General features: G+C 73.3%; 17 protein-coding genes. 16 read left to right on the forward strand and 1 reads right to left on the reverse strand.

Annotated features, from left to right (window positions below):
• Window positions 1–187 precede the first annotated feature (187 nt).
• The 11 genes from ACH427_RS09120 (at window position 188) to ACH427_RS09170 (ending at window position 13936) form a co-directional block, all read left to right on the forward strand.
• The gene (locus ACH427_RS09120) at window positions 188–1279 is read left to right on the forward strand and encodes a hypothetical protein (RefSeq protein ID WP_398868778.1); all 1092 of its coding nucleotides are present in this window, start codon (window positions 188–190) and stop codon (window positions 1277–1279) included.
• A 274-nt stretch (window positions 1280–1553) separates the two neighbouring features.
• A complete protein-coding gene (locus tag ACH427_RS09125) occupies window positions 1554–2642 on the forward strand; it encodes a hypothetical protein (RefSeq protein ID WP_398868779.1) in 1089 nt (362 codons plus the stop codon).
• Window positions 2643–2682: 40 nt separating this feature from the next.
• Window positions 2683–3402, forward strand: coding sequence for an iron-containing redox enzyme family protein (locus tag ACH427_RS09130; protein ID WP_398868780.1), 720 nt, complete (start codon window positions 2683–2685; stop codon window positions 3400–3402).
• Window positions 3403–3458: 56 nt separating this feature from the next.
• Window positions 3459–4223, forward strand: coding sequence for a hypothetical protein (locus tag ACH427_RS09135; protein ID WP_398868781.1), 765 nt, complete (start codon window positions 3459–3461; stop codon window positions 4221–4223).
• Window positions 4220–5329, forward strand: coding sequence for a M14 family metallopeptidase (locus tag ACH427_RS09140; RefSeq protein WP_398868782.1), 1110 nt, complete (start codon window positions 4220–4222; stop codon window positions 5327–5329). Before ACH427_RS09135 ends, ACH427_RS09140 begins: the two co-directional genes overlap by 4 nt.
• A 98-nt stretch (window positions 5330–5427) precedes the next feature.
• Entirely contained in the window at window positions 5428–7164 is a 1737-nt protein-coding gene (locus tag ACH427_RS09145) for a fatty acyl-AMP ligase (RefSeq protein WP_398868783.1), read from the forward strand.
• Entirely contained in the window at window positions 7161–8273 is a 1113-nt protein-coding gene (locus tag ACH427_RS09150; protein ID WP_398868784.1) for an alpha/beta fold hydrolase, read from the forward strand. The genes ACH427_RS09145 and ACH427_RS09150 overlap by 4 nt, the downstream gene beginning before the upstream one ends.
• A complete protein-coding gene (locus ACH427_RS09155) occupies window positions 8260–9612 on the forward strand; it encodes an aspartate aminotransferase family protein (RefSeq protein ID WP_398868785.1) in 1353 nt (450 codons plus the stop codon). The genes ACH427_RS09150 and ACH427_RS09155 overlap by 14 nt, the downstream gene beginning before the upstream one ends.
• Complete coding sequence (locus ACH427_RS09160; protein ID WP_398868786.1) at window positions 9609–10601, forward strand: aldo/keto reductase; 993 nt, start codon at window positions 9609–9611, stop codon at window positions 10599–10601. The genes ACH427_RS09155 and ACH427_RS09160 overlap by 4 nt, the downstream gene beginning before the upstream one ends.
• 582 nt (window positions 10602–11183) lie before the next feature.
• On the forward strand, window positions 11184–12491 hold the full coding sequence (locus tag ACH427_RS09165) for a hydroxyacid-oxoacid transhydrogenase (protein ID WP_398868787.1): 1308 nt from the start codon (window positions 11184–11186) through the stop codon (window positions 12489–12491).
• Complete coding sequence (locus tag ACH427_RS09170) at window positions 12488–13936, forward strand: aldehyde dehydrogenase family protein (protein WP_398868788.1); 1449 nt, start codon at window positions 12488–12490, stop codon at window positions 13934–13936. The genes ACH427_RS09165 and ACH427_RS09170 overlap by 4 nt, the downstream gene beginning before the upstream one ends.
• Window positions 13937–14523: 587 nt before the next feature.
• Here ACH427_RS09170 and ACH427_RS09175 read toward each other — a convergent pair.
• On the reverse strand, window positions 14524–16812 hold the full coding sequence (locus tag ACH427_RS09175; protein ID WP_398868789.1) for a BTAD domain-containing putative transcriptional regulator: 2289 nt from the start codon (window positions 16810–16812) through the stop codon (window positions 14524–14526).
• A gap of 399 nt (window positions 16813–17211) precedes the next feature.
• Between ACH427_RS09175 and ACH427_RS09180 the strand changes: the two genes are divergently transcribed.
• From ACH427_RS09180 to ACH427_RS09200, 5 genes are read left to right on the forward strand one after another with little or no spacing between them, the layout of a single operon-like run.
• Window positions 17212–18834: an AMP-binding protein gene (locus ACH427_RS09180; protein ID WP_398868790.1), complete on the forward strand. Its 1623-nt coding sequence runs from the start codon at window positions 17212–17214 to the stop codon at window positions 18832–18834.
• A complete protein-coding gene (locus ACH427_RS09185; protein WP_398868791.1) occupies window positions 18831–19391 on the forward strand; it encodes an acyl carrier protein in 561 nt (186 codons plus the stop codon). The genes ACH427_RS09180 and ACH427_RS09185 overlap by 4 nt, the downstream gene beginning before the upstream one ends.
• Window positions 19388–20536 (forward strand): SDR family oxidoreductase, encoded by a 1149-nt coding sequence (locus ACH427_RS09190; RefSeq protein WP_398868792.1) that lies wholly within the window; start codon window positions 19388–19390, stop codon window positions 20534–20536. Before ACH427_RS09185 ends, ACH427_RS09190 begins: the two co-directional genes overlap by 4 nt.
• Window positions 20529–21380, forward strand: coding sequence for an alpha/beta fold hydrolase (locus ACH427_RS09195; RefSeq protein WP_398868793.1), 852 nt, complete (start codon window positions 20529–20531; stop codon window positions 21378–21380). The genes ACH427_RS09190 and ACH427_RS09195 overlap by 8 nt, the downstream gene beginning before the upstream one ends.
• Window positions 21377–22333 (forward strand): hypothetical protein, encoded by a 957-nt coding sequence (locus ACH427_RS09200; protein WP_398868794.1) that lies wholly within the window; start codon window positions 21377–21379, stop codon window positions 22331–22333. The genes ACH427_RS09195 and ACH427_RS09200 overlap by 4 nt, the downstream gene beginning before the upstream one ends.
• Window positions 22334–22352: the final 19 nt, after the last annotated feature.

Genomic DNA, 22352 nt, shown 5'->3' on the forward strand with positions numbered 1-22352 from the left:
GCTGGGAATCCCCGCACCGAACATGCCCGGATCCGGGGGTGGTTGGCAATGTCCCGGCGCCGCGCACCGGCCCGGCGTACGCGCGGTGGACGTCCCGTAGACACCCCGCAGACCCGGCTGCGCCTACGTTGCAGGCATCGGCACTTCCGCAGTCCCCAGCGTGCCCCCGCCAGGAAGCAGGTCACCGATGAGCGCGGTCATCATGGTCGATCCCGAGCGGCTCCAGCAGTTCGGCGCCCCGCAGGGAGCCGTGTTCTGCCTGGTGACGAACCCGGAGCTGACGGGGCGGATCGAGATCGTGCGCAGCGGCGCGTACAAGGACTATCTGACCGTCCCGATGGGCGAGGGCGAGATGTTCGAGGACGTCCTGCGCGAGCGGATCCCGGAGCCCGCGCATGTGCTGGCGATCTCGCCGCACGCCTTCTTCGCCTCGCCCCGCCCCGAGGACCTCGGTCCGCGGCGCAAGCTGATGGCGATGGCCTGCAACTCCACGCCCACCTCGCTGGAGACCGTCCGGCACTTCCTGCGGGTGATGGAACGCACCTCCTCCGCCGAACAGGGCGCGTTCTCCGACGCGTTCTTCGACCGCCTCGAAGCAGCGGAGCACCTCGTCTACCGCGACGACCGGCGCGGCACCCGGGCCGTCCTGCGCCACCTCGACGACGGCCTGGAGTGGAACCAGCAGGCGGGCCCCCTGGACTGGGGCGAGCAGCAGATCGTGCCCTCCGGGGAGATCAGCGTGCTGCCGGTGGAGATCACCGAGTTCCACGAGGACATGCGGCTGCCCCTGGAGGGCGAGATCGTCCTGAGCGGATACCCGATCCTCCACAACGGCACCCCCTCCTACACCCGGCGCGACCAGGCCCGTGTGCACGGCCGGCTCGCGGCGATGACCGGCGCCGCCGTCATCGCCCGCGTCGAGGCAGGGGCCATCACGGACCTGCGCGCCGACACCCCGGCCGCGGGGCCCGCGGTGGACATGCTGGAGGCGATGTTCGCCGTCGACTCGCGCTACCGCATCGTCTGGGAGATCGGGCACGCCCTCAACACCAGCCTGGACCTGCTGCCGGGCAACCACGCGATGAACGAGGTCTACGGCGGCACCCAGGGCTGCCTGCACTGGGGGCTCGGGCTCACCCCGTACACGCAGTACCACCTCGACATCATCGCCCCCGGCACCACCGTCTACACCGACACCGGGACCCGTGTCCTGGGCGTCGACGGCGGCTACACCGAGGACCGCGTCGCCGCGGGCTCCGCGGGACCCGCCACCCCATGAACTCCCGCATGGGAGAACGCCACCGAGTTGTCCGGAAGGAGGATCCGCCGTGCAGCAGACCGAGAAGAAGATCAAGGTCAAGAAGAACAGCAACTACCTGGGCACCCTTCTGGGCTGACCCGGCCCGGCCGGCGGCCGAAGGCCCACGACGGGCCGAGCGCGCGCCCGGTGCGGCCGTCCCCGCCGCGTCAGGAGGCGGGTGGGCCGGCTGACGCCCGGCCCACCCGCCGAACCCCGGCGTGGCACATCCCCGAGTCCGGCCCAGGAGGAATCCGTGGCGTCCCCACTGGTCGTACGCCCCGCGGCGTACCGGCAGTTCACCGCTCCCAAGGGCGTCTTCTGCCTGGTCACCGACGAGGCCCTGGCCGGTGATCTCGTCGTCGAGGAGCCGCGCGGCCACGACGGGGTCCTGGTCGTCGCCGCCCGCCCGGGCGATACGCTCCAGGACCTCCTGACGACCCGGATCCCCGAGGCCGCCGACGTGCTCGTCGTCCGTCCCGGCGCGTTCGTCACCTCACCCGGCCCGGAGGCCGTCGGGGCCCGCCGCATCGCCGTCATGCCGTGCGGATCGACACCCGTGGAGCCGGGGCACCTGCGCTACTTCCTGTCCGTGCTGGAGCGCACCGACCCCGAGGCCCAGACGGCCCGCGCCGACCGGTTCTTCGCGGGCCTGGAGCGGGCGGAATCCTTGCGCATCGTCGACGGCGCCCAGGGCACCACCTGCGCCTTCGGCCTCGACGACCCGGAGCTGGAGATCAACCTCCAGGCCGGGGTCCTCGCGCCGGGCGAGCAGCAGATCGCCCCCAGCGGTGAGATCAGCGTGCTGCCCATGGCCATCACCGGCTTCGACGCGGACCGCCGCCTCGCCCTCGACGGCGAACTCACCCTGCGCGGCTGGCCCATCGTGCACGCGGGCTACGACCGGGCCCTCGACGAGGCCCAGGACGCCCTCTTCCGGCAGCTGCTTCCCCTGCACCGGCACCCCGTCGTGCTCACCGTGACCGCCGGGGCCGTCACCGCGTGCCGCCCCGGGACCGGCCACCCCGCCGCCGCGGCCGCGGCGAAGGCGCTCCAGACGCTCCTGGACACCGACGAGCGCTACCGTCCGGTGTGGGAACTCGGCTTCGGCATCCACACCGAGATGGACACCGTGCCCGCCAACTGCGGGCTCAACGAGGTCTACGGTGCGACGAACGGCGTGGTCCACCTCGGCCTGGGGCTGACCCCCTTCACCCGCTTCGCGCTCACCTTCCTGTGCCCCGGATCCGCCGTCGTGGACGGCGCGGGCGAGGTGCTGCTGGGGGCCACGGCGGCGAGCCGCCGCCTCAGGCGGACCAACAGGCCGGGATGCGGCTGTCATTGACGAGCCATCAGTAGTGCTGGACAGAAAAGGAGAGGGCCGCATGAAGAACGGGGATTTCCGGACCCGGGTGGACGCCTACCTCGACCTGTGCATCAAGGACTTCTACGAGACCATCCCCTTCGCCCGCCACCAGCTGGAGTCGAAGGAGATCGACCTCGCCTACTACAAGCGCCACAACATCGAGACCATCCTCCGGCTGCGCCGCAAGCGCACCCTCGACGCCCTCGCCCTGCGCCACTGGACCAAGACCGACCCGGCCACGGCCAAGAAGTGGGCGCACTACACCGAGGACGAGATGCTGCACGACGCCCTCTTCGCGGCGGACCTCGCCAAGGTGGGCGTCACCAAGGAGGAGATCTACGCCACCGAGCCACTGCTCTCCACCAAGCTGCTGACCGGCTACCTCCAGTACGGGCTGGAGTACGAGGACAGCCCGCTCGCCCTGGTCGCCAGCGTCTACTTCGTGGAGTACACCACCACGCGCACCCAGCCCTCCTGGCTGGACAACCTGGAGAAGACCCTGGGCCGCGACAAGATCAAGGGACAGCGCGCGCACGTGGGCACCGACCTGGACGACGACCACGACGACTTCGTCTGGGACGTCCTGGCCGGCATGGTCCGCACCCCCGGCGACGAGCGCCGCACCCTCGCCCACCTGAAGGACATCTACCAGCTCTGGCAGCTGTACTTCCTGGAGCTCTACCGCCTCACCGTCGACCCCTCGCGGCGCCTGGACCTGCCCGCCCCCGTCGAGGCATGAGACGGCCGGGGCCCGGCGGACCCGACAAGGAAGCACGCGAGCACGGGGGAGAGACGATGACGGTCACGGGGGACCGCACGGACGTGGAGCTGATACACCTCAGGCCGTCCGGGGAGCTGACCGCGCAGCGCGAGGAGTGGCTCGTCGACGGCCTCACCGCCGCCCTGCCCGCCCTGCGGATGCGGGAACTCTTCGCGCTCCGCCGCGACATGTTCCGCTCCGCCGGGCTGGTCACGGTGGCCGTCGACCCCACCACCGGCGCCGCCGTCGGCGCCCTGGCCTCCCGCACCGACCGCCTGCCCGACGGGGCCGAACTGCTCCACGTCACCACGCAGTTCGTCGCCGAGGGGCTCCGGCACACCGCCGTCCTCCGCTCCAGCTGGGGCGCCCACTTCGACGCGCTGGGCCGCACCGCCGAGGACCTGCCACGCCTGATCGCCCTCAAGACGTACAACCCCGTCGTCCTCTGCGGCATGCGGACCTTCACCCGGATCCCCGGCACCTCGCTCTACCCCGACTGCTCGGGCGCGCCCCAGGACGCCGCGCGCATGGCACGCGCCGAGAGCGTCGCCGCCCTGCTCTCACCCGGCCACCCCTTCGACCCCCGGACCGGGGTGATCTCCGGCATCGGGATCCCCGCCGATCTCTACCCCGAGCGGCCCCTGTGCCGGGACGCGGCCGTCAACGCGTACTTCGCCCGCACCACCCGGCCCGGCGACCGCGTCCTGTGCCTCTTCGACGCGGGCGGCCGCGCCGCCTGGCTCGCCCTGCTGCGCGCCTTCCACGCGAGCGCGGCCACCGCCCGGGGAGCGGTCCGATGACCCACCACCCGGCGCGGCACTTCAGCGAGACGTACGCGGCGGCCCGCCGTACCTTCCTCGCCCGCGCGAGGGCCCGCGGCGCCACCCCGCGCTCGTACCGCAACGACCGCGCCACCGGCCCCGGCGGCGAACCCCTGTGCACCGACGTCGCCCGCTTCGGGCCGCGCGGCGCGCGCCGCGTCGTCCTGTGCGTCAGCGGCACCCACGGCATCGAGGGGTACGCGGGCTCCGCCCTCCAGTCCGCGCTCGTCGCCGACGGCTACCCCTACGGCGTCCGCGACGTCGCCTTCGTCGCCGTGCACGCCCTCAACCCCTTCGGCTTCGCCCACCGCCGTCGCGTCGACGAGGACAACACCGACCTCAACCGCAACTTCGTCGACCACGCCCGGCCCCCGGCCAACCCGCACTACGGCGAATTGCACGCGGCTCTCGTCCCCGACGACTGGGAGGGCCCCGCCCACCACCGCGGCGACGCCGCCCTCGCCGCGTTCGCCGCCGCTCACGGCACCCGCGCGCTCCAGCGGACCGTCACCCAGGGCCAGTGGACCCACCCCGACGGGCTCTTCTACGGCGGCACCGCCCCCACCTGGTCGCACCGGGTGCTGCGCGACGTCGTCACCTCCTGCACGGCCGGTGCCGAGGCCGTCGCCTACGTCGACCTGCACACCGGGCTCGGCGCCCGGGCCCGGATCGAACCGATCTTCCGCGGCGGCCGTGACGCGGGCGCCCTGGACCGCGCCCGCGCCTGGTACGGCCCCGCGCTCACCGTCTCCGAGGACGGCACCTCCAGCTCCACCCCCATCACCGGCAACACCGCAGGGCTGGTCGCCGACGTCCTCGGCGACGGCCCGGTGCTCACCGCGATCACCCTGGAGATGGGGACGACCGCGGGCCTCGAGGTGCTCACCGCGCTGCGGGCCGACAACTGGCTGTGGCTGCACCCCGAACACCGGCCCGCCCTCTCGACGAGCATCGGGCGGCGGATGAGCGCGGCGTTCTACCCGGACGACCCCGGTTGGCGCGACGCTGTACTGAGAGCCGGGACCGGTGTCCTCCACGCGGCGCTCGCCGGGCTTGCCCCCGAGGCGCGGCCACGGCCCGCATGACCCCTTTCGCCGGAGTATCGCTGGAATTTTGCTGGAGTTTCGCCGCGATCCGCCGCGATCCGCCGCAGCCGGCGCGCACAGAACGGACTGCACACGACATGTCGATCGGCTCGATGCCCCGGCCGCAGGCCGCCGGGCTGGACACGCTGCTGCGCGACCGGGCGCGGCGGACCCCCGAAGCACTCGCCTTCCGTTTCGTCCTCGACTCCCGCGACCCGGACGCCCCCGGCAACACCCTCGCGGTGACCCGCGCGGCGCTCGACACCCGCGCCCGCGCCCTCGCCGCCGCCCTGCGCTCCCGGGCGCGGCCCGGCGACCGCGTCCTGCTGCTCCACCCGCACGGGCCCGAGTACGTCGCGGCGTTCCTCGCCTGCCTGTACGCGGGCGTCGTGGCCGTGCCCGCGAACCCGCCGGACACCCCCGCGGGCGCCGCCCGCGTGGCCGCGATCGTCCGCGACGCGCGGCCCGCGCTCTTCGCCACCGACGCCGCGCACCTGGCCGGCCACCAAAGCGCCCCCGGCCTGCGCGGCCTTCCCGGCCTCGCCACCGACACCATCGACGACAGCGTAGACGACGGCGCCGCGACCGTCCCCATCCGTCCGGCGGCGGCCGGTGACATCGCGTTCCTCCAGTACACCTCCGGCTCCACCGGCGACCCGCGCGGCGTCGTCGTCACCCACGCCGGACTGCTCGCCAACATGGCCGCGATGGCCGACCGCTTCCGCCTCACCCCCGACGACCGCCTCGTGTCCTGGCTGCCGCCCTACCACGACATGGGCCTGATCCTCGGCATCCTGCTGCCCCTCTGCTCGGGCACCGACGCCGTCCTCTCCTCGCCGTTCGAGTTCATGGTCGACCCGCTGAGCTGGCTGGAGAACCTCACCCGCTTCGGCGGCACCTTCAGCGCCGCGCCCAACTTCGCGTACGACCTGTGCGTCCGCAAGGCCACCCCCGAACGCGCCGCCGCCCTGGACCTGTCCGCCTGGCGGCTCGCCGTCAACGGCGCCGAGCCGGTGCGCCGCGCGACCATCGAGCGCTTCGCCGAACGCTTCGCCCCCTCCGGCTTCTCCGCCGAGCGGATCGCCCCGGGATACGGGCTCGCCGAGGCCACCCTCATGGTCTCGGGCCCCGACCCCGGCACCCGGGCCCGCGTCACCCCCCTGCCCGCGCACGCCGGTTCCCACGTCGTCGGGGTCGGCCGCGCCGTCGCCGGGACCGAGGTGCGCGTCGTCGACCCCGCCACCCTGCGCACCCGCGCGGACGGCACCGAGGGCGAGATCTGGGTGCGCGGCCCCGGGGTGGCGGCCGGATACTGGCAGCGCCCGGACGCCACCGCCGCCACCTTCGCCGCCCGCCCGGCCGACGCGCCGGACACCGGTCCGTACCTCCGCACCGGTGACCTCGGCCTGCTGCGCGACGGCGAGCTCTACGTCACCGGGCGCATCAAGGACGTCATCATCGTCCACGGCCGCAACCACTACCCCCAGGACATAGAGGAAGCCGTCTGGTCCGCCGACCCCCGGCTGCGGCCCGGCTGCGTCGCCGCCTTCGACGCCGCCTTCGACACGGAGGGCGCGGCGGGCAGCCGGCTGGTCGCCGTCGCCGAGTACGACGGCACGCCCGACGGCGCCACCGCCGTCGGAGCCGCCGCGGGCCGGGCCGTCGTGCGCGCGTGCGGCCTGCGCCTGGCCGAACTCGTCCTGATCCGGCGCCGCACCGTGCCCAAGACCAGCGCGGGCAAGATCCGCCGGAGCACGGCCAGGGACGCCTATCTGCACGGCGGGCTCGACGAGATCGCCCGCGTCCCGGCCCCGTTCGGGGCGGTCCGCCGATGACCGCCACCACGGGGGAGCACCCCGCCGGGCAGCCGCGCACCGGCCTGGAGAAGACCCTCGGCGACGTCTGGACGCGCGTCCTGGGGACCCCGGTCGGCATGGACGACAATTTCTTCGACCTCGGCGGCGACTCCCTGCTCGCCGCCGAACTCGTCGCCAGCGTCGAGAGCGACCTGCGGGTGCGGCTGCCCCGGCGCGGCGCCGCCGAGTTCGCGACCGTGCGCCGCATGGCCCACTGGATCACCACCAGCACCCCCGAGGACGCCGCCGAACGCACCCTGGTCCGCTTCGCGCCGCCCGGCAGCCGGCAGCCCGCGCTGTTCTGCGTGCACGGCATGGGCGGCCACGTCCTGGTGCTGGGGCAGCTCGCCCGCCGCCTCGAACACCGCGTCCGTCTGTACGGCTTCGAGTCCGTCGGCCGCAGCGACGCGGCCCGCGCCGATCGCACCGTCCCCGCCATGGCCGCCCGCTACATCCGCCACATGCGCCGCGTCCAGCCGCACGGCCCGTACCTCCTCGGCGGCTACTCCATGGGCGGGGCCGTGGCACTGGAGATGGCGGCCGTCCTCACCGCCGAGGGCGAACGGGTCGGCCATGTGCTGCTCCTGGACTGCGACCTGCGCCCGCCCGACATGCCGGCGATCCGCGCCCGGGCCGTGGAGTTCGTCTCCCGCGCCCTGGGCCAGGACCCGCCGGTCACCGCGCCCTACGAGGAGGTGGACGCCGCGGCCGCCGAGATCTGCCGCCGCGCCGGCGGCGAGCGCTCCGGCCTCACCCCGCGGCAGGTGCGCCGCTTCGCCGCCGTCTATCCGGAGAACGCCCGCGCCATGTCCGGCTACGAACCCCCGCCGTACGCCGGTGACATGACGCTCGTCCACACCCGCGAGGGAACCCACGGCCCGGGCGGCACCGGCCCGGAGGTGTACGGGTGGGGCCCCTACGCGGCCGGCGGCCGGTTCCGCGCCGTCGAGGTGCCGGGCGACCACTGGACGCTCTTCTCCACCCACGTGTCCGAACTGGCGGCGGTGTGCGAGGCCGCCCTCGACACGGCAGCAGGTCCGACAGAGCCAGGCCCGAAAGAACAGGGAGATCGTGATGACCACAGTTGAGCACTCCGGCCGGCCCGCAGGCGCGCCCGACCCCGGCCTGCGCGAACGCGAGCTGCTGGACACCGCTCAGCGGTACAGCTTCCGCGGCCGCATCGACACGAGCGCCTTCTCCGGGCCCGTCTTCGCCTCCGCGCGCGGCTCCGTCGTCACCGACCTCCACGGCAACGACTACCTCGACTTCAACTCCGGCCAGATGTGCGCCGCGCTGGGTCACAACCACCCGCGCATCCTCGCCGCCGTCCAGGAGGCGTGCGAGACGATGCTGCACGCCCACAGCAGTCACTTCAACGTCAAGGAGATCGAACTCGCGGCGAAACTCGGCCAGTTGCTGCCCGACCCGCTCACCCGCAGCCTCTTCGGCGAGTCCGGCGCCGACGCCAACGAACTGGCCCTGCTGCTCGCCCGGATCTACACCGGCGGCCGCGAGGTCTTCAGCCCGCACGTGAGCTACCACGGGCTGTCCGCGAGCGCCCGGTCGGTCACCTTCGCGGGCTGGCGGCGCGGCCACGGCCCGCTCTCCGGCGACTCGTACGCCCTTCTCGCCCCGTACTGCTACCGCTGTCCGCTCGCCAAGTCCTTCCCCTCCTGTGGCTTCGCCTGCCTGGACGCGAGCTTCGAGCTCGTCGACGCCCAGGCCACCGACCAGCCGGCCGCCGTCATCACCGAACCCCTCTTCAGCGCGGGCGGCGTCATCGACCCGCCGAAGGGCTGGCTGGCGCGGCTGCGGGAGCTGTGCCACGAACGCGGCATGCTGCTGGTCGTCGACGACGAGCAGACGGGCCTGGGCAAGCTCGGCACGATGTTCGGCTTCACCGACGAGGAGATCGTCCCCGACATCGTCACCCTCGCCAAACACCTCGGCGGCGGCGTCGGCATCAGCTCGGTCACCACGACCGACGCGATCGAGGACAAGGTCGTCGAAACCGGACTGACCGTCACCCGCTCGCACAGCAACGACCCGCTGCTGTGCGCGGCCGGGTCCGCGAGCATCGACATCGTCGTCGAGGAGGACGTCCCCGCCAAGGCCCGCGCGCTGGGCGCCCGGCTGCGCGAGCACCTGACCGCGCTCATGGAGCGGTACGAGATCATCGGCGACCTGCGCGGGCGCGGCATGCTCGTCGGCGTCGAACTCGTCGAGGACCGCGACACCAAGGAACCCGCCTTCGAGGCGGGCAACGAGATCGGCCGCCGGTGCTTCGAGGCCGGACTCATCTTCAGCGTGCGCCGCGGCGGCAGCGTCCTGCGCTTCGTGCCTCCGGCCAGCACCACGCTCGCCCAGGTCGACCAGGCCATGGAGACCCTCGCCAAGGTGCTGGAGGAGGTGAGCGCGGCCTCATGACGCAGCCGCCGCCGACCCGCCGCCTCGGCACCCTGGAGGTCTCCGCGCTGGGCCTCGGGTGCATGGGCATGACCGACTTCTACGGCGCCGCCGACCCCGATGACGCCGTCCGCACCATCCGCGAGGCCGTCGGCCTCGGCGTGACCCTCCTCGACACGGCCGACGTCTACGGCCCGCACACCGGTGAGGAACTCCTCGGCAAGGCCGTCGCCGGGCTCCGCGAACAGGTCACCGTCGCCACCAAGTTCGGGCTGCGGCGCGGCCCCGGCAACACCTGGCTCGGCATCGACGGCAGCCCGGAGTACGCCAGGAAGTGCTGCGACGCCTCGCTGCGCAGACTCGGCGTCGACCGCATCGATCTCTACTACCTGCACCGCGTCGACCCCGCCGTGCCGATCGAGGAGACCGTCGGGGTGCTCGGCGAACTCGTCGCCGCCGGGAAGATCGGCCACATCGGCCTGTCCGAGGCGTCCGCCGCGACGGTCCGCCGGGCCCACGCCACCTGTCCGGTGACCGCCGTCCAGACCGAATACTCCCTGTGGTCCCGCGACCCGGAGAACGGCCTCCTGGCCACCTTGCGCGAACTCGGCATCGGCTTCGTCGCGTACAGCCCACTCGGACGCGGCTTCCTCACGGGGACGCTGACCTCACCTGATGTGTTCGCCGAAGGCGATTACCGGCGCACGAGCCCTCGTTTCCAGGGGGAGAACTTCACTTCCAACCTGCGTGTGGTCGCGCCTTTGCGCGATATCGCCCGTCGGCATGGGTTCACCGTGGCCCAGCTGGCGCTGGCGTGGGTGCTGTCGAGAGGCGACGACATCGTGCCGATTCCTGGGACGAGGAGGTCGCGTCACCTTCGGGAGAATGTGGGGGCGGTGGGGCTTTCCTTGACGGAGGAGGAATGGGGGGTGGTGGGGGAAGTGGTGACTCCGTCGAAGGCGGCGGGGTTCAGGTATCCGGTGCAGCGGATGTCTGAGCTTGATGGGTGACGGGGTGTGTGGTTGCGGTTCGGGTGGCCTCAAGCGCCGGCCGGGCTTGGGTGGTGGTGGGTGCCGGGGGTGGGTCTTCCGGGCTGGGGAACTGGAACGCGGTGCGGGCACCGTTTCTCGTATTGAGTGCCGTGACGACGCACCCCGCGTTCCAGAACCCCACCCTCCAGCCCCACCCCCTCCCACCGGAGGGCGAGTGCGGGACGGTGGGGTGCGCCATTCTTTTCAGCCCGGCCGGGGTGCTCGTTGGTGTCAGGGCGCGCCCGTCTTTTTCTTTCAGCCCGTTGGGGGCACCTCTGGGGGAGGTAGCCGGGGGAATTTGAGGACAACGCGGCGAAGCCGTGTTGCGGGGTCTGGGGCGCAGCCCCAGTTCCGGGGTGCGCAACGCTGTGGGGGGTCTGGGGGGCTTGCCCCCCAGTTTCGGGAAGGGGCGGGTAGGGGAAGAAGCCCGCCGCAGGCGCCCACCCACCCGCAGCCGGGGGCCCGGGGCGCGAGCCCCCACGCGGCGGAGCCGCACACCGAGACGCAGCCGGGAAGGGGCGGGGCTGGGGAAAAAGACCACTGGTCACAACAGGAGGCACCGTGCAAACCACCCGCACCCACGAGACCGTCATCACCTGGCAAGCCCCGCCCATCCGCTACGGCCTCCACGCCACACAGGAAATCGGCCACGAGATCCAGCAATTAGGAGCCCGCTCCGCCCTCATCGTCACCGACCCCAACCTCACCCGCCTGGAACTGCCGCAGCGAGTCCGCGCACTCATGGAGCAGGAAGGCGTGGAAACGGCAATCTTCGACGAAGCCGAGATCGAACCCACCGACAGAGGGTGCGAAGAAGCCGCAGCCTCCCTCGGGAAGAGGGATTACGACTGCTATATCGGCCTCGGCGGCGGCAGTTCCATGGACACCGCGAAGATGATCAACCTGCTGCGGAGCTGTCCGGGCAGCGGGCTCCGGCGCTATCTCAACCGGCCGATCGGCGACGGCGCGCCCGTGCCCCGGCCCCTCAAGCCGTTGATCACCGTGCCGACCACGGCCGGCAGCGGCAGCGAGTGCACCTGCATGGTCGCGCTCGGTGTCGTCTCCGAACGCGTCAAGACCGGCATATCCGATCCGCGGCTGCGCCCCACCGCCGCCGTCGTCGACCCGTGGAACACGGTCACGATGCCGCCCGCCGTGACCGCGGCCTCCGGCTACGACGTCCTGACGCACGCCTGCGAGTCGTACACCGCGCGCCCCTACGACCGGCGGCCCCCGTACGCCTCGCCGGGTGTCCGCCCCGTCTACGTCGGCGCGAACCCGGTCAGCGACGTCTGGGCGGAGCAGGCCCTCACACTGGTCGGGCGCTATCTGCGCAGGGCTGTGCTCAATCCGTACGACATCGAGGCGCGGTCCGGGATGAGCCGGGCCGCGCTGTTCGCGGGCATGGGCTTCGGCAACGCCGGTACGCACATCCCGCACGCCTGCGCCTACCCGGTGGCGGGCCTGGTCACGGACTACCGCCCCCGCGACTACCGGGTCGACCACCCGCTGGTGCCGCACGGGGAGTCCGTCATCGTCACGGCTCCGGAGGCGTTCGCCTTCACCTACGCGACATCCCCGGAACGGCACCTGCGCGCCGCCGAGCTCCTCGGCGCGAGTCTGGACGGGACCACCGTGCGCAACGGCGTCGACCTGCTGCCGCAGACCCTCCTCGACATCGTCGCCGACACCGGAGGGCCCCGCGGGCTCTCCGACTTCGGCTACACCGCCCGCGACATCCCCGCCCTCACCGAGGGTGCGGCCCGCCAGGAGCGGCTGCTGGCCTGCTGCCCGCGCGACGTCGACCGCTCGCACCTCTCCGGCATCCTCGCCAGATCGCTCGACCACGGAACGGCGGCAGTGATATGACGCAGCGTCAATTACCGTTGGCCGAGGCGTTCATCGAGGGACAGCGGATCCCGGCCCGGGACACCTTCGCCGACCTCGACCCGTCCACTGGCCGGCCCTGCGCCCGGGTGAGCCGCTGCGGACCCGCCGAGATCGACCGGGCGGTGACAGCCGCGCGTACCGCCTTCGAGAAGACCTGGCGCCGCACCACGGCCGCCACCCGCGCCGCGGCCTGCCGGGCCGTCGCCGGCACCCTGCGCGCCCACCGCCGCGAGCTCGCCGAACTGGAGTGCCTGGACACCGGCAAGCCGATCAGCCAGGCGTACACCGACGCGGACGTCGCGGCGCGCTACTTCGATTTCTACGCCGGGAGCGTCGAGGCGCTCCACGGGCGCACGCTGCTCGACCACCCCGATCTGCTCGCCTACACCCTCCAGGAACCGCACGGCGTGTGCGGGCACATCATCCCCTGGAACTACCCGATGCAGATCACCGCCCGCACCCTCGCCCCGGCGCTGGCGGCGGGCAACACCTGTGTCCTCAAGCCTGCCGAGGACGCTCCCCTGACGCCGTTGCGCATCGCCGAACTCGCCACCGAGGCGGGCCTCCCGGCGGGCGTGCTCAACGCCGTCCCCGGCACGGGCCCGGAGGCGGGGGCCGCCCTGGCCGCGCACCCCGGCCTCGACCACCTGGCCTTCACCGGTTCCCGCCGGACCGGACGGTCCGTCATGACGGCGGCCGCCCGCGGCATCGTCCCGGTCACCCTCGAACTCGGCGGCAAATCACCGCACCTCGTCTTCCCCGACCACGACCCGGCCGCGACCGTGCCGCGGATCGTCACCTCCGTCATCGAACACGCCGGTCAGAACTGCTCCGCGGGCACCCGCGTCCTGGTCCACGAGGGCGTCCACGCACAGGTGAGCACGGCCCTCGCCGAGGCGTTCACGGGGCTGCGCATCGGGCCGGGCGCCGAGGACCCCGACCTGGGGCCCCTGATCTCCGCCCGCCAGCGCGGCACCGTGCTCGACCACATCGACGCCGGCCGCAAGGCCGCCAGGCTCGTCGTCGGCGGGGGAGTGCCGGACGTCGCGGCGGGGGGCTTCTTCGTCGAACCGACGCTCTTCGACGACGTCCCGCCCGACGCGGCCATCGCGCAGGAGGAGATCTTCGGCCCGGTCCTGTGCGTCACGCCGTTCGGCGACGCGGCCGAGGCCGTCGCTTTGGCCGACGCGACGACGTATGGCCTGAGCGCCGGCGTCTGGACCCGCGACATCGGCCTGGCCCACGCGGTGGCCCGGGCGCTGCGGGTCAGCCAGGTCTTCGTCAACACGTACAGCGCGGCCGGCGGGGTCGAACTCCCCTTCGGTGGCTACCGGCAGTCGGGCTTCGGGCGGGAGAAGGGGTTTGCGGCGCTGCTGGAATATACGAGAGTGAAGGCGGTGGCGATCCAGGTGGACCCGCTTTGAGGTGATCGGCGCGTGGGGGAAACGGGGGTGCGTGCCCCAGGCTTCCGCTGCGGGTTACGTCGCCGCCTGCGGCGGGAGCGGGCCTGCGGCCGCGTCCTCAAACTCCTCCAGACTCCGTCCGGGGGCGCCCCCACGGGCCGGTTTATTCCCCAGCCCCGCCCCTTCCCGACTGCGTCTGATATGCGGCTCCGCCGCGTGGGGGCTGCGCCCCAGACCCCGCAACACGCTTCGCGCGCTGTCCTCAAGCTCCCCCAGCTAACGCTGGGAGGTGCCCCCAACGGGCTGAAGGCGTACCCCGAAGCGGACACGTCCCGCACGTGCCCTCCGGTGGGAGGGGGTGGGGCTGGAAGGTGGGGTTCTGGAACGCCGTGCGTCATCACGGCACCCAATGCGCATGACCCGCACCGCACCGCGTTCCAGGTCCCCAGCCCGGAAGACCCACCCCCGGCACCCACCACAAACCCAGCCCGGCCGGCGCTTGAGGCCACGCCCGAAGGGCGCCCCGCCGCAGGCGGCAACGAACCCGCACCCAGCAGCGGCGCACACAACCCGCACCCGGCAGCGGCCCCGCACCCGCAGAACAACAGCTACCCCCGATCACGCCCCCGCCCCACCACACAAGGCACACGCCCCCCACCCCGCGCAGCTGAAACGCACGCCAAGCGATACCGCGCATGCGACACCGTCGCCTCCTGCCCCAGCAGCGCCGCGCACCGCGCGATCCGCCGCCAGGTCCGCTCGGCGTCGTCGAGCAGACCGTGCTGCTGTTGCCAGGCGAACTGGCGGTCCGCCAGCCGGGCCGCGGCGCCCGGCCGGGCGGGGCACTCGCGGTCGATGACGTGCCGCAGGTTCGCGTACTCGGCCGCGAACCACGCCGAGGCGTCCACCGTGATCCGGGTGGCCACCCGCGCGGGTATCACGGCGGCGACGGCGCCGGCCCGGCCGGGCCGCTCCACCCGGGCATCCTCCGCGGGCCGCGGGCCGGGCAGGCGGGGCGGGCGCCCAAGCCCGCGATCGGCGGCGCGGGCCAGCAACAGCCAGGCGTCCAGCAGACGTTCCCGTACGGCATCGGCCCCCTCAAGAGACCCACCCCCCTCCTCGCCCGCCCCCGCGTACAGCCGCAACAGCTCCGGCAGCCGGTACCGCGGCTCGCCCGTCGCGTCGACGCCGACCGGGGTGAGCAGGCAGTGGTCGACCAGGGTGCCGACCACGGTGTCGGCGTACGGCCCGCCGAGCAGGACCCCGACGACCCAGGACGCGAAGTCGTCGAGCTCGCCGTGGGCGAGGAGCCGCATCGCGCGCCGGGCGCGCGGGTCCAGCGCGGCGCAGCTCGGGGCGAGCCGGGCCCGTACGCCCACGTCGTCCGCCTCCAGCACGTCGAGGCGGCCGTGCCGGTCGCCGATGATCTCCGCGAAGGTGCTCAGCGGCCAGTTGGGCCGCGCGGCCAGCCGCATCCCGGCGATCCGCAGGGCGAGCGGGAGCTCCGCGCAGGCGGCCGCCACCCGTGCCGCCGCGTCGGGTTCGGAGGTGACCCGCCGTCGGCCGATCATGCGCTCCAGCATCAGCAGGGAGTCTGCGGGGGAGAGCGGTGCGAGGTCGATCAGGGTCGCGCCCGGCGGCGCGGCGAGCCGCCTCCGGCTCGTCAGCAGGAGCGCGGAGCCCGCCATGCCGGGCAGCAGCGCCTGCGTGGGGCCGGCCGCGTCGTCGGCGACGATCAGGACGCGGCGGCCCGACAGGCGCGTACGGAGCAGCGCCGCCCGCTCGTCGGTGGAGTCGGGCACGGCCCCGCAGGCGACGCCGAGTGAGCGCAGCAGCTCGCCGAGCGCGTCGTGGACGCCTTTCGGGCTGTCGGAGGTGGCCCCGAGCCGCACATGGAGCTGGCCGTCGGGGAAGCGGTGGCGCAGCTGGTGGGCGGCGTGCACGGCCAGGGCCGTCTTGCCCACGCCGGGCTGGCCGCACACCAGGACGACGGGTGGCGCGGTGGCCGTCCCGGCCGCTTCGAGGAGCATGACCAGCCGGGCCGTCTCGGCCTCACGGCCCGTGAAGTCGGGGATGTCCGGCGGCAGTTGATGGGGGGCCGGGGCCGGCTCGCTCACCCGGGGGCGCTCCGGCTCGGCCGGTTCGGGGCCGTGATGGCTCAGGGTGTCGTCCTCGTCGAGGATCCGCTGATGGAGCCGGCGCAGCTCGGGCCCGGGGTCGACCCCGCACTCGTCGGCGAGCAGCGTACGGACCTGGGTATAGGTCATCAGGGCGTCCGCCTGGCGGCCGCTGCGGTAGAGCGCGAGCATCAGCTGGGCCCAGGCGTGTTCGTCCAAGGGGTCGGCCACGGCCATGGCCCGCAGCCGGGGCACGATCTCGTGGTGCCGTCCGAGGGCCAGCTCCGCCCACACCAGCGAGCGTTCGGCGAGCCGCCGGCGGTCCATCAGGTGAATGGCCTCGGCCTCCATCGCGGCCGTGGGGGGCAGGTCGCCGAGTACGGGCTCCTGCCACAGGGACAGGGCCTGCTGGAGGAGGAGCGACGCGGTGTGCGGATCGTCCTCGAGCAGTTGCTCGCCGACGTCGACGAGGCGGCGGAAGTCGTGCAGATCGAGCTCGCCCGGCTCCACGTGGAGCGCGTAGCCGCTGGGGTGGGTCCGCAGCCTGCCCGGGTCGTCGAAGAGGGTCCGTGCCTTCCACAGATACGTACGCAGCATGCCGCAGGCCGATGCGGGGGGACCGGGCCCCCAGATCAGGTCGGTCAGCCGGTGCTTGGGCACGGGGCGGTTGGCGTGCAGCAGCAGGATGCTGAGCAGGGCACGCTGCTGGGGCTGTGTGATATCGAGAACCTGATCGTCGGCGGTGCGGATCTCCAGATATCCCAAGATTCGAAATTTCACGGTTCCCCCGGGATGCAGATGTTGACGCGGGACGGCAGCGGGCCACCGATGGATCTGCCGCCTCCGGGCGACGCTTCGGTCGCGCGGATTGTAGTCAGTTCGAGGGCACTCCGGATGAGGCGGGGAACCGGCTATTTGGCGATCAAGCAGGGACTCGCACGGGAGCAGGCTCGGGGGTCACCGCGCATCGGGGAGCGCTGACGTGAGGGTAGCAACTCCCTGACCGGCGCGACAGGTGTACCGGTCCGCGCCCGGCGGACGCCCCGTAGACGTCGCGTAGACGGTGCACTCCTAGAGTCGACTGGGTCCAGTGGTCATGGACCATCGGTGTCAACGGGGGGATCGGCCATGCGCGTTCCGGGCCGTAAGGGGCAGTCGCCCGGAGCGTACGGCGGAAATGTGAATTCCGAATTCCATACGCTGGCCGATCGTCTTGCCGAATATCCCCGGCGTGAATTGTGGTGCTACCGGGGGCGGGAAATCGTCCGCCACTCCTACGCCCGGGTCCACGACGATGTCCTCGCCGCCTGCGCCGCGCTGGAGCGCGCGGGTGTCGTCGCCGGAACGCACGTCGGCATCCTCGGTGCGAACAGCTACGAGTGGATCGTCGCCGACCTCGCGCTGATCCGGCTGCGGGCCGTCTCCGTCGCCCTGCCCGTCGAGACCCACCGCGACACCCCGCCGGAGGAACTCCGCGCCGCGTACGGCCTCGGGCTGCTGCTGATGTCGCGGAGCGAATACACCCGGCGCGCTCCCGGCCCGCCCTGGACCGCCGCGCTGGACGACCTGGGCACGGCCGTCGTCGCACCCGGCCGCGCCCCTCAGGTGCCCGGCCCGGACGTCTTCACGCTGGTGTTCTCCTCCGGGTCCAGCGGCCGGCCCAAGTGCGTCATGATGAGCGCGCCCGGCACCGTCGCGACCCTGGAGGAGTACGCCGTCCAGCTGCGCCTGGGCGCCGGCGACGCGATCTTCGTGGTCCTGCCGCTCACCGCCTTCCCGCAGCGGCTCATGGTCTACCTCGCCGTCTGGCACGGCTTCGACATCCGGCTCGCCGACGTGCCACGGCTGCACCCGGCGCTCAAGGCGATGGCACCCACCGTCGTCGTCGGCCCCCCGGCCTTCTTCGAGACCGTGGAGAACCGCCACCTGGCCCTGCCGCCCGCCGACCGCCGCCGGGCCGACCGGCTGCGGCGGCTGACCGGGCTGATCCCCCTGCGCGCCGTCCGGCAGCGTGTGCGCCGACGGCTCTTCGCCGACGCGCACGCCCAGTTGGGCGGCCGGGCGCGGCTGCTGCTCACCGGCTCGGCACCCGCGCGGGTGGCCACCTTGCGGCTCATGGAACAACTCGGCTTCGCCCTGCACGAGTTCTACGGAATGACCGAGGTGGGCGTCATCTCCTGGAACCTGCCGGGCCGCACCCGGCACGGCTCCGTGGGCCGCCCGCTGCTCCCCGGCACCGTCAGGACCGCCGAGGACGGGGAGATACTCGTCCGCTTCGACCCGCCCCGCAGTGTGGGCTATTACGGCGAGCACGGCGATGACGACGTCTACCGCCCCGACGGCTGGACCGGCACGGGCGACCTCGGCCACTTCGACGGGCCGTACCTGCACCTCACCGGGCGCAAGAAGGCCGTCATCATCACGCGGTCCGGCTACAAGCTCCAGCCCGAACCGGCCGAGCGCGCCCTCGCCGGGCTGCCGGGGGTCGCGCACGCCGTACTGCTGGGCGGCGAGCACGCGCATGTGGTGACCGCGGTCGTCTCCCTGTCGGGTCCGGCCGACGACAGTGTGCGCACCCGGCTCGACCGCGCCGTCGAGGACCTCAACCGCGGTCTGCCCGAACCGGCCCGGATCACCCGTCTGTTCTGCACGGAAGAGGCGTTCACCGCCGTCAACGGGCTGCTGACCCGCACCCTCAAGCCGGACCGGGCCGCGATCGCCGAGCGCTTCAGCAACGGCCTGTTCGCCCCGGCTCACCTCCCCGCGACGACACCCGCACCCAGCACCGGAGAGGCGCCATGACCCGGCGGACACCCCAGGACGACCCCGGAGCACGGGCCGTCGCCCTGATCAGCGAGACCCTGCCGCCCTGGGCGGACCGCACCGCCCTCGTGCCCTCGGCCCGCCTGCGCGAAGACCTGGGCCTCGACTCGCTGGCCAGGGTCGCGCTCGCGGCCCGGATCAGCGAGGACATCGACGAGGCGGGGGACGGCCACGCCGCCCTGGAGTTCACCGCCCTCCTCACCGTCGGCGACGTCCAGGACCTCTACCGCAGGCTGAGCGCGGCACCGCCCGCGGACACCCTCGGTCGGCTCGTCCACCTGCTCGCCCGCGTCGGCCCGGAGCCGCTCGACACCTCGCGCCTCGACCCGTCCGCGCCCCTGCGCGACCTCGGGCTCCCCTCCATGGTCCTGGTGGACTTCTTCGTCCGCATCGAGACCGAGTTCGCGTTCACCTGGGACGAGGACACCTCTCCCCAGACCTTCGCCACCCTCACGGCGCTCGCCCGCCACATCGACGACCGCACCGCACCACCGGCCACCGGCCGGCCCGCCGCCCACAGGGAGCCCGCTCCATGACGCCGTCCGGCGCACCGCCCGCCCTCGTCACCGGCGTCACCGGCCTCGTCGGCGGCGCGATCGTCCTCGAACTGCTGCGCCGCACCGACGCCGACATCCTGTGCCTGGCCCGCGACAGCCGGCACGAACCCGCCGCCCGCCGGGTCCCCCGGCTGCTCGCCCGCATGGCCGCCGACTACGGCATGGACGACGTCGCCGGGCGGATCGCCACCCGCTGCCGGGTGCTGTCCGGCGACGTGACCGCCCCCGGCTGCGGCATACCCGACGCCCTGCTGCCCCCGGCGGTGGGCGAGGTGTGGCACGCCGCCGCCTCCCTGAAGTTCCGGGACCGCGACCGCGCGGAGATCGACCTGCACAACGTGACGGGCACCCGCAACGTCGCCGAGCTGGCCGTACGCCTCGGCGCCCACACCTTCGACCTGGTGAGCACCGCCTATGTGGTGGGCGACCGCACCGGGCTGCTGACCGAGGAGCCCGTCCCCGCCGGCTGCCGCGCCAACAACGCGTACGAGAGCTCCAAGATGGCCGCCGAGGCCCTGGTGTCCGAGGTGCCGGTCGAGACCGTGCGGATCCTGCGCCCCGGCATCGTCATCGGCCACAGCGGGACCCTCGCCGCGCCCACCACCTTCGGCCTCTACAGCTTCGTCGACGAACTGACCGCGTTCCGCGCCCTGATCGAGCCCCGGCTCGGCAACTACCTCGACCACTACCCCGTGGCGATCCTCGGCGACCCGGCCACCCGCGGCAACCTCGTGCCCGTCGACGCCGTGGCCGCGGCGGCGGTGCGCCTGGGCGCCGTGCGGGCGCCCGGCGGGGTCTACCACCTGACCAACAGCGAACCCACCCGCCTCGGCGAGGCTCTGACCGCCCTGACCGGCGCCCTCGGTATCCGCGCGCCGCGCTGGGTCGGCGACCGGGCCGAACTGAACTCCATCGACGAGGCGTTCAACAAGGGCCTCGACTTCCAGGGCGCCTACATGCTTCAGGACAAGGTCTTCGACGCGTCCAGGGCCCGGCGGTACTGCGCGGATCTCCTCACCGTCCCGCTCGGCCCCGCCCGCATCGGCGAATTCATCACCCGCTATCTCAAGGACGGCGCCGCCGAACAGGTCCGCGCCCTGCGGAAGGCGGCCGCCCGTGTTTGACTTCGCCGACCCCGCGACCCTCGACCTGCGCTACCGCGGCCAGGGCCGCTGCCCCACCGCCACCGGCGCCGAGCTCTACTACGAGAGCGTCGGCAGCGGGCCGCCCGTCGTCTGCCTCAACAACTTCTTCATCGTCGCCCCCGCCTGGCGGAACTTCACCTCACGCCTCGTCCGCGACCACACCGTCGTCACCTACGACCTGCGCAACCAGGGCGTCTCCAGCCCCGGCCCCGGCGAGCACCACTTCGACGACCACGTGGGGGACCTGCGCGACCTCCTCGACCACCTCGGCCACGACACCGTCCACCTCATCGGCACCTCCGCCTCCACCCTGATCTGCCGCGACTTCGCTCTCCGGCACCCCGAACGCGTGCGCGGCATGGTCCTCACCGGCCCCGCCTTCTCCCCGTACGGCCCGCTGCGCATGCGGCTCATGGCCAAGGACTGGCTCCAGCGGCTGGACACCACGCACGCCGCGGGGGTCTTCGACTACCTCTATCCGCTGGTCTTCACCGACAAGGCCATCGAACGCGGCGGCCGCGCCACCTACCTCGCGCTGCGCGAACACTTCCTCGCACTCAACTCCGAGGCACAGGTCCGCGCGTGCGTGAGCGAACTCCGCCAGGCGTCCGGCGACCCCGCCCTGCTCGCGCGGCTCACCCGGCCGGTGCTGCTGCTGATCGGGGACGGCGACCACCTGTGGTCCCGCACCACCCTGAAGGACGCCACGGACCTGATCCCCGACGCCACCGGCCACGTCATCGAGGGTGCGGGCCATATGCCCTTCATCGAGGCGACCGAGGAGTTCGAGACCGTCGTGGGCCGCTTCGTGGCGAAGAGATGAGCGGCGCCGCCGCCGTGGAGGCGGGCTGGCAGGCGGCCCTCGACGGCTTCGTGCCCGTGCCCGCCGCCCACGCCCGGCCCGAGCTGGACGCGGCCACGGCCCGCCACCTGCTGCGTTGCCCGCCCCGGGTGTGGGAGCGGCTCACCGCCGGGGGCCTGCCCGCGAGGCCGGCGCCCGACGGCGAACGCTACGACAGCCGCGACCTGTTCAACCTCGCCGTCCACTCCGGCTCACGCGCCTCCGTACCCGAGCTCGCCCTCTCGCTGGCCCTGCGCTTCACCCGGCAGGACCCCCGGCAGTGGTCACGCACGCGCGAGTGGGAACTGCGGATCACCCTGACCTGCCTACGTCATCAGGGGGAGGGGCACTGGCGGGCCTGGCCACCGGTCCCGTACGACACCCCCGCCGACGGTGCCGGGCCCCGGCGCTGGTCCGGCTCCGCGCCCGTCCACACCCTGAGCCACCGGGTGCGGACCCGTGGCGTACACGCCCGTCTGGTGGGCCCGCGGCTGCGCGCCGAGACCGCCGGCGAACTCGCCCGGCCGCTGCGCTACGTCCGCATGCCCGCCGCCGTCCGCGCCGACGCCGCGTGGATGGCGGAACGGGGGCTGGTCGACTGCGTCAGTGGTACGCTCGCGCTCGCGCGCCGGCTCACCGCCGCGGGATACGAGGTCCGTGGCCGCACCGGCTGGCTCGTGGGGCCGGAGGTCAGCGACCACACCTGGCTCGACGTCCGGGACGACGACGGCCGGTGGAAGAGCGTCGACGTCGCCCATCACCACCTCGCCCGCACGCTGTTCGGACCGGATGCCGTCGCTCCCGAGACCTTCGCGGGCTCGCGCCCCGACCGCCTCGTGGCCAGCGCCGCCCCGCCCGGGGAGCAACTGTTCGCCCACCGGTGCGGCACCGCACCGGCCGACCTGGACTGTCGGATCTCAGCTGTGAGCCGGTAGGCCCCCGGGGCCGAGGAGG

The sequence above is a fragment of the Streptomyces sp. NPDC020379 genome, assembly GCF_044387105.1.
Classification (GTDB): Bacteria; Actinomycetota; Actinomycetes; order Streptomycetales; family Streptomycetaceae; genus Streptomyces.

What these genes read in the sequence shown, in the direction of transcription:
- ACH427_RS09120 (WP_398868778.1), top strand. Translation starts at nt 188, where the DNA reads ATGAGCGCGGTCATCATGGTCGATCCCGAGCGGCTCCAGCAGTTCGGC.
- ACH427_RS09130 (WP_398868780.1), top strand. Translation starts at nt 2,683, where the DNA reads ATGAAGAACGGGGATTTCCGGACCCGGGTGGACGCCTACCTCGACCTG.
- ACH427_RS09135 (WP_398868781.1), top strand. Translation starts at nt 3,459, where the DNA reads ATGACGGTCACGGGGGACCGCACGGACGTGGAGCTGATACACCTCAGG.
- ACH427_RS09140 (WP_398868782.1), top strand. Translation starts at nt 4,220, where the DNA reads ATGACCCACCACCCGGCGCGGCACTTCAGCGAGACGTACGCGGCGGCC.
- ACH427_RS09145 (WP_398868783.1), top strand. Translation starts at nt 5,428, where the DNA reads ATGTCGATCGGCTCGATGCCCCGGCCGCAGGCCGCCGGGCTGGACACG.
- ACH427_RS09150 (WP_398868784.1), top strand. Translation starts at nt 7,161, where the DNA reads ATGACCGCCACCACGGGGGAGCACCCCGCCGGGCAGCCGCGCACCGGC.
- ACH427_RS09155 (WP_398868785.1), top strand. Translation starts at nt 8,260, where the DNA reads ATGACCACAGTTGAGCACTCCGGCCGGCCCGCAGGCGCGCCCGACCCC.
- ACH427_RS09160 (WP_398868786.1), top strand. Translation starts at nt 9,609, where the DNA reads ATGACGCAGCCGCCGCCGACCCGCCGCCTCGGCACCCTGGAGGTCTCC.
- ACH427_RS09170 (WP_398868788.1), top strand. Translation starts at nt 12,488, where the DNA reads ATGACGCAGCGTCAATTACCGTTGGCCGAGGCGTTCATCGAGGGACAG.
- ACH427_RS09185 (WP_398868791.1), top strand. Translation starts at nt 18,831, where the DNA reads ATGACCCGGCGGACACCCCAGGACGACCCCGGAGCACGGGCCGTCGCC.
- ACH427_RS09190 (WP_398868792.1), top strand. Translation starts at nt 19,388, where the DNA reads ATGACGCCGTCCGGCGCACCGCCCGCCCTCGTCACCGGCGTCACCGGC.
- ACH427_RS09200 (WP_398868794.1), top strand. Translation starts at nt 21,377, where the DNA reads ATGAGCGGCGCCGCCGCCGTGGAGGCGGGCTGGCAGGCGGCCCTCGAC.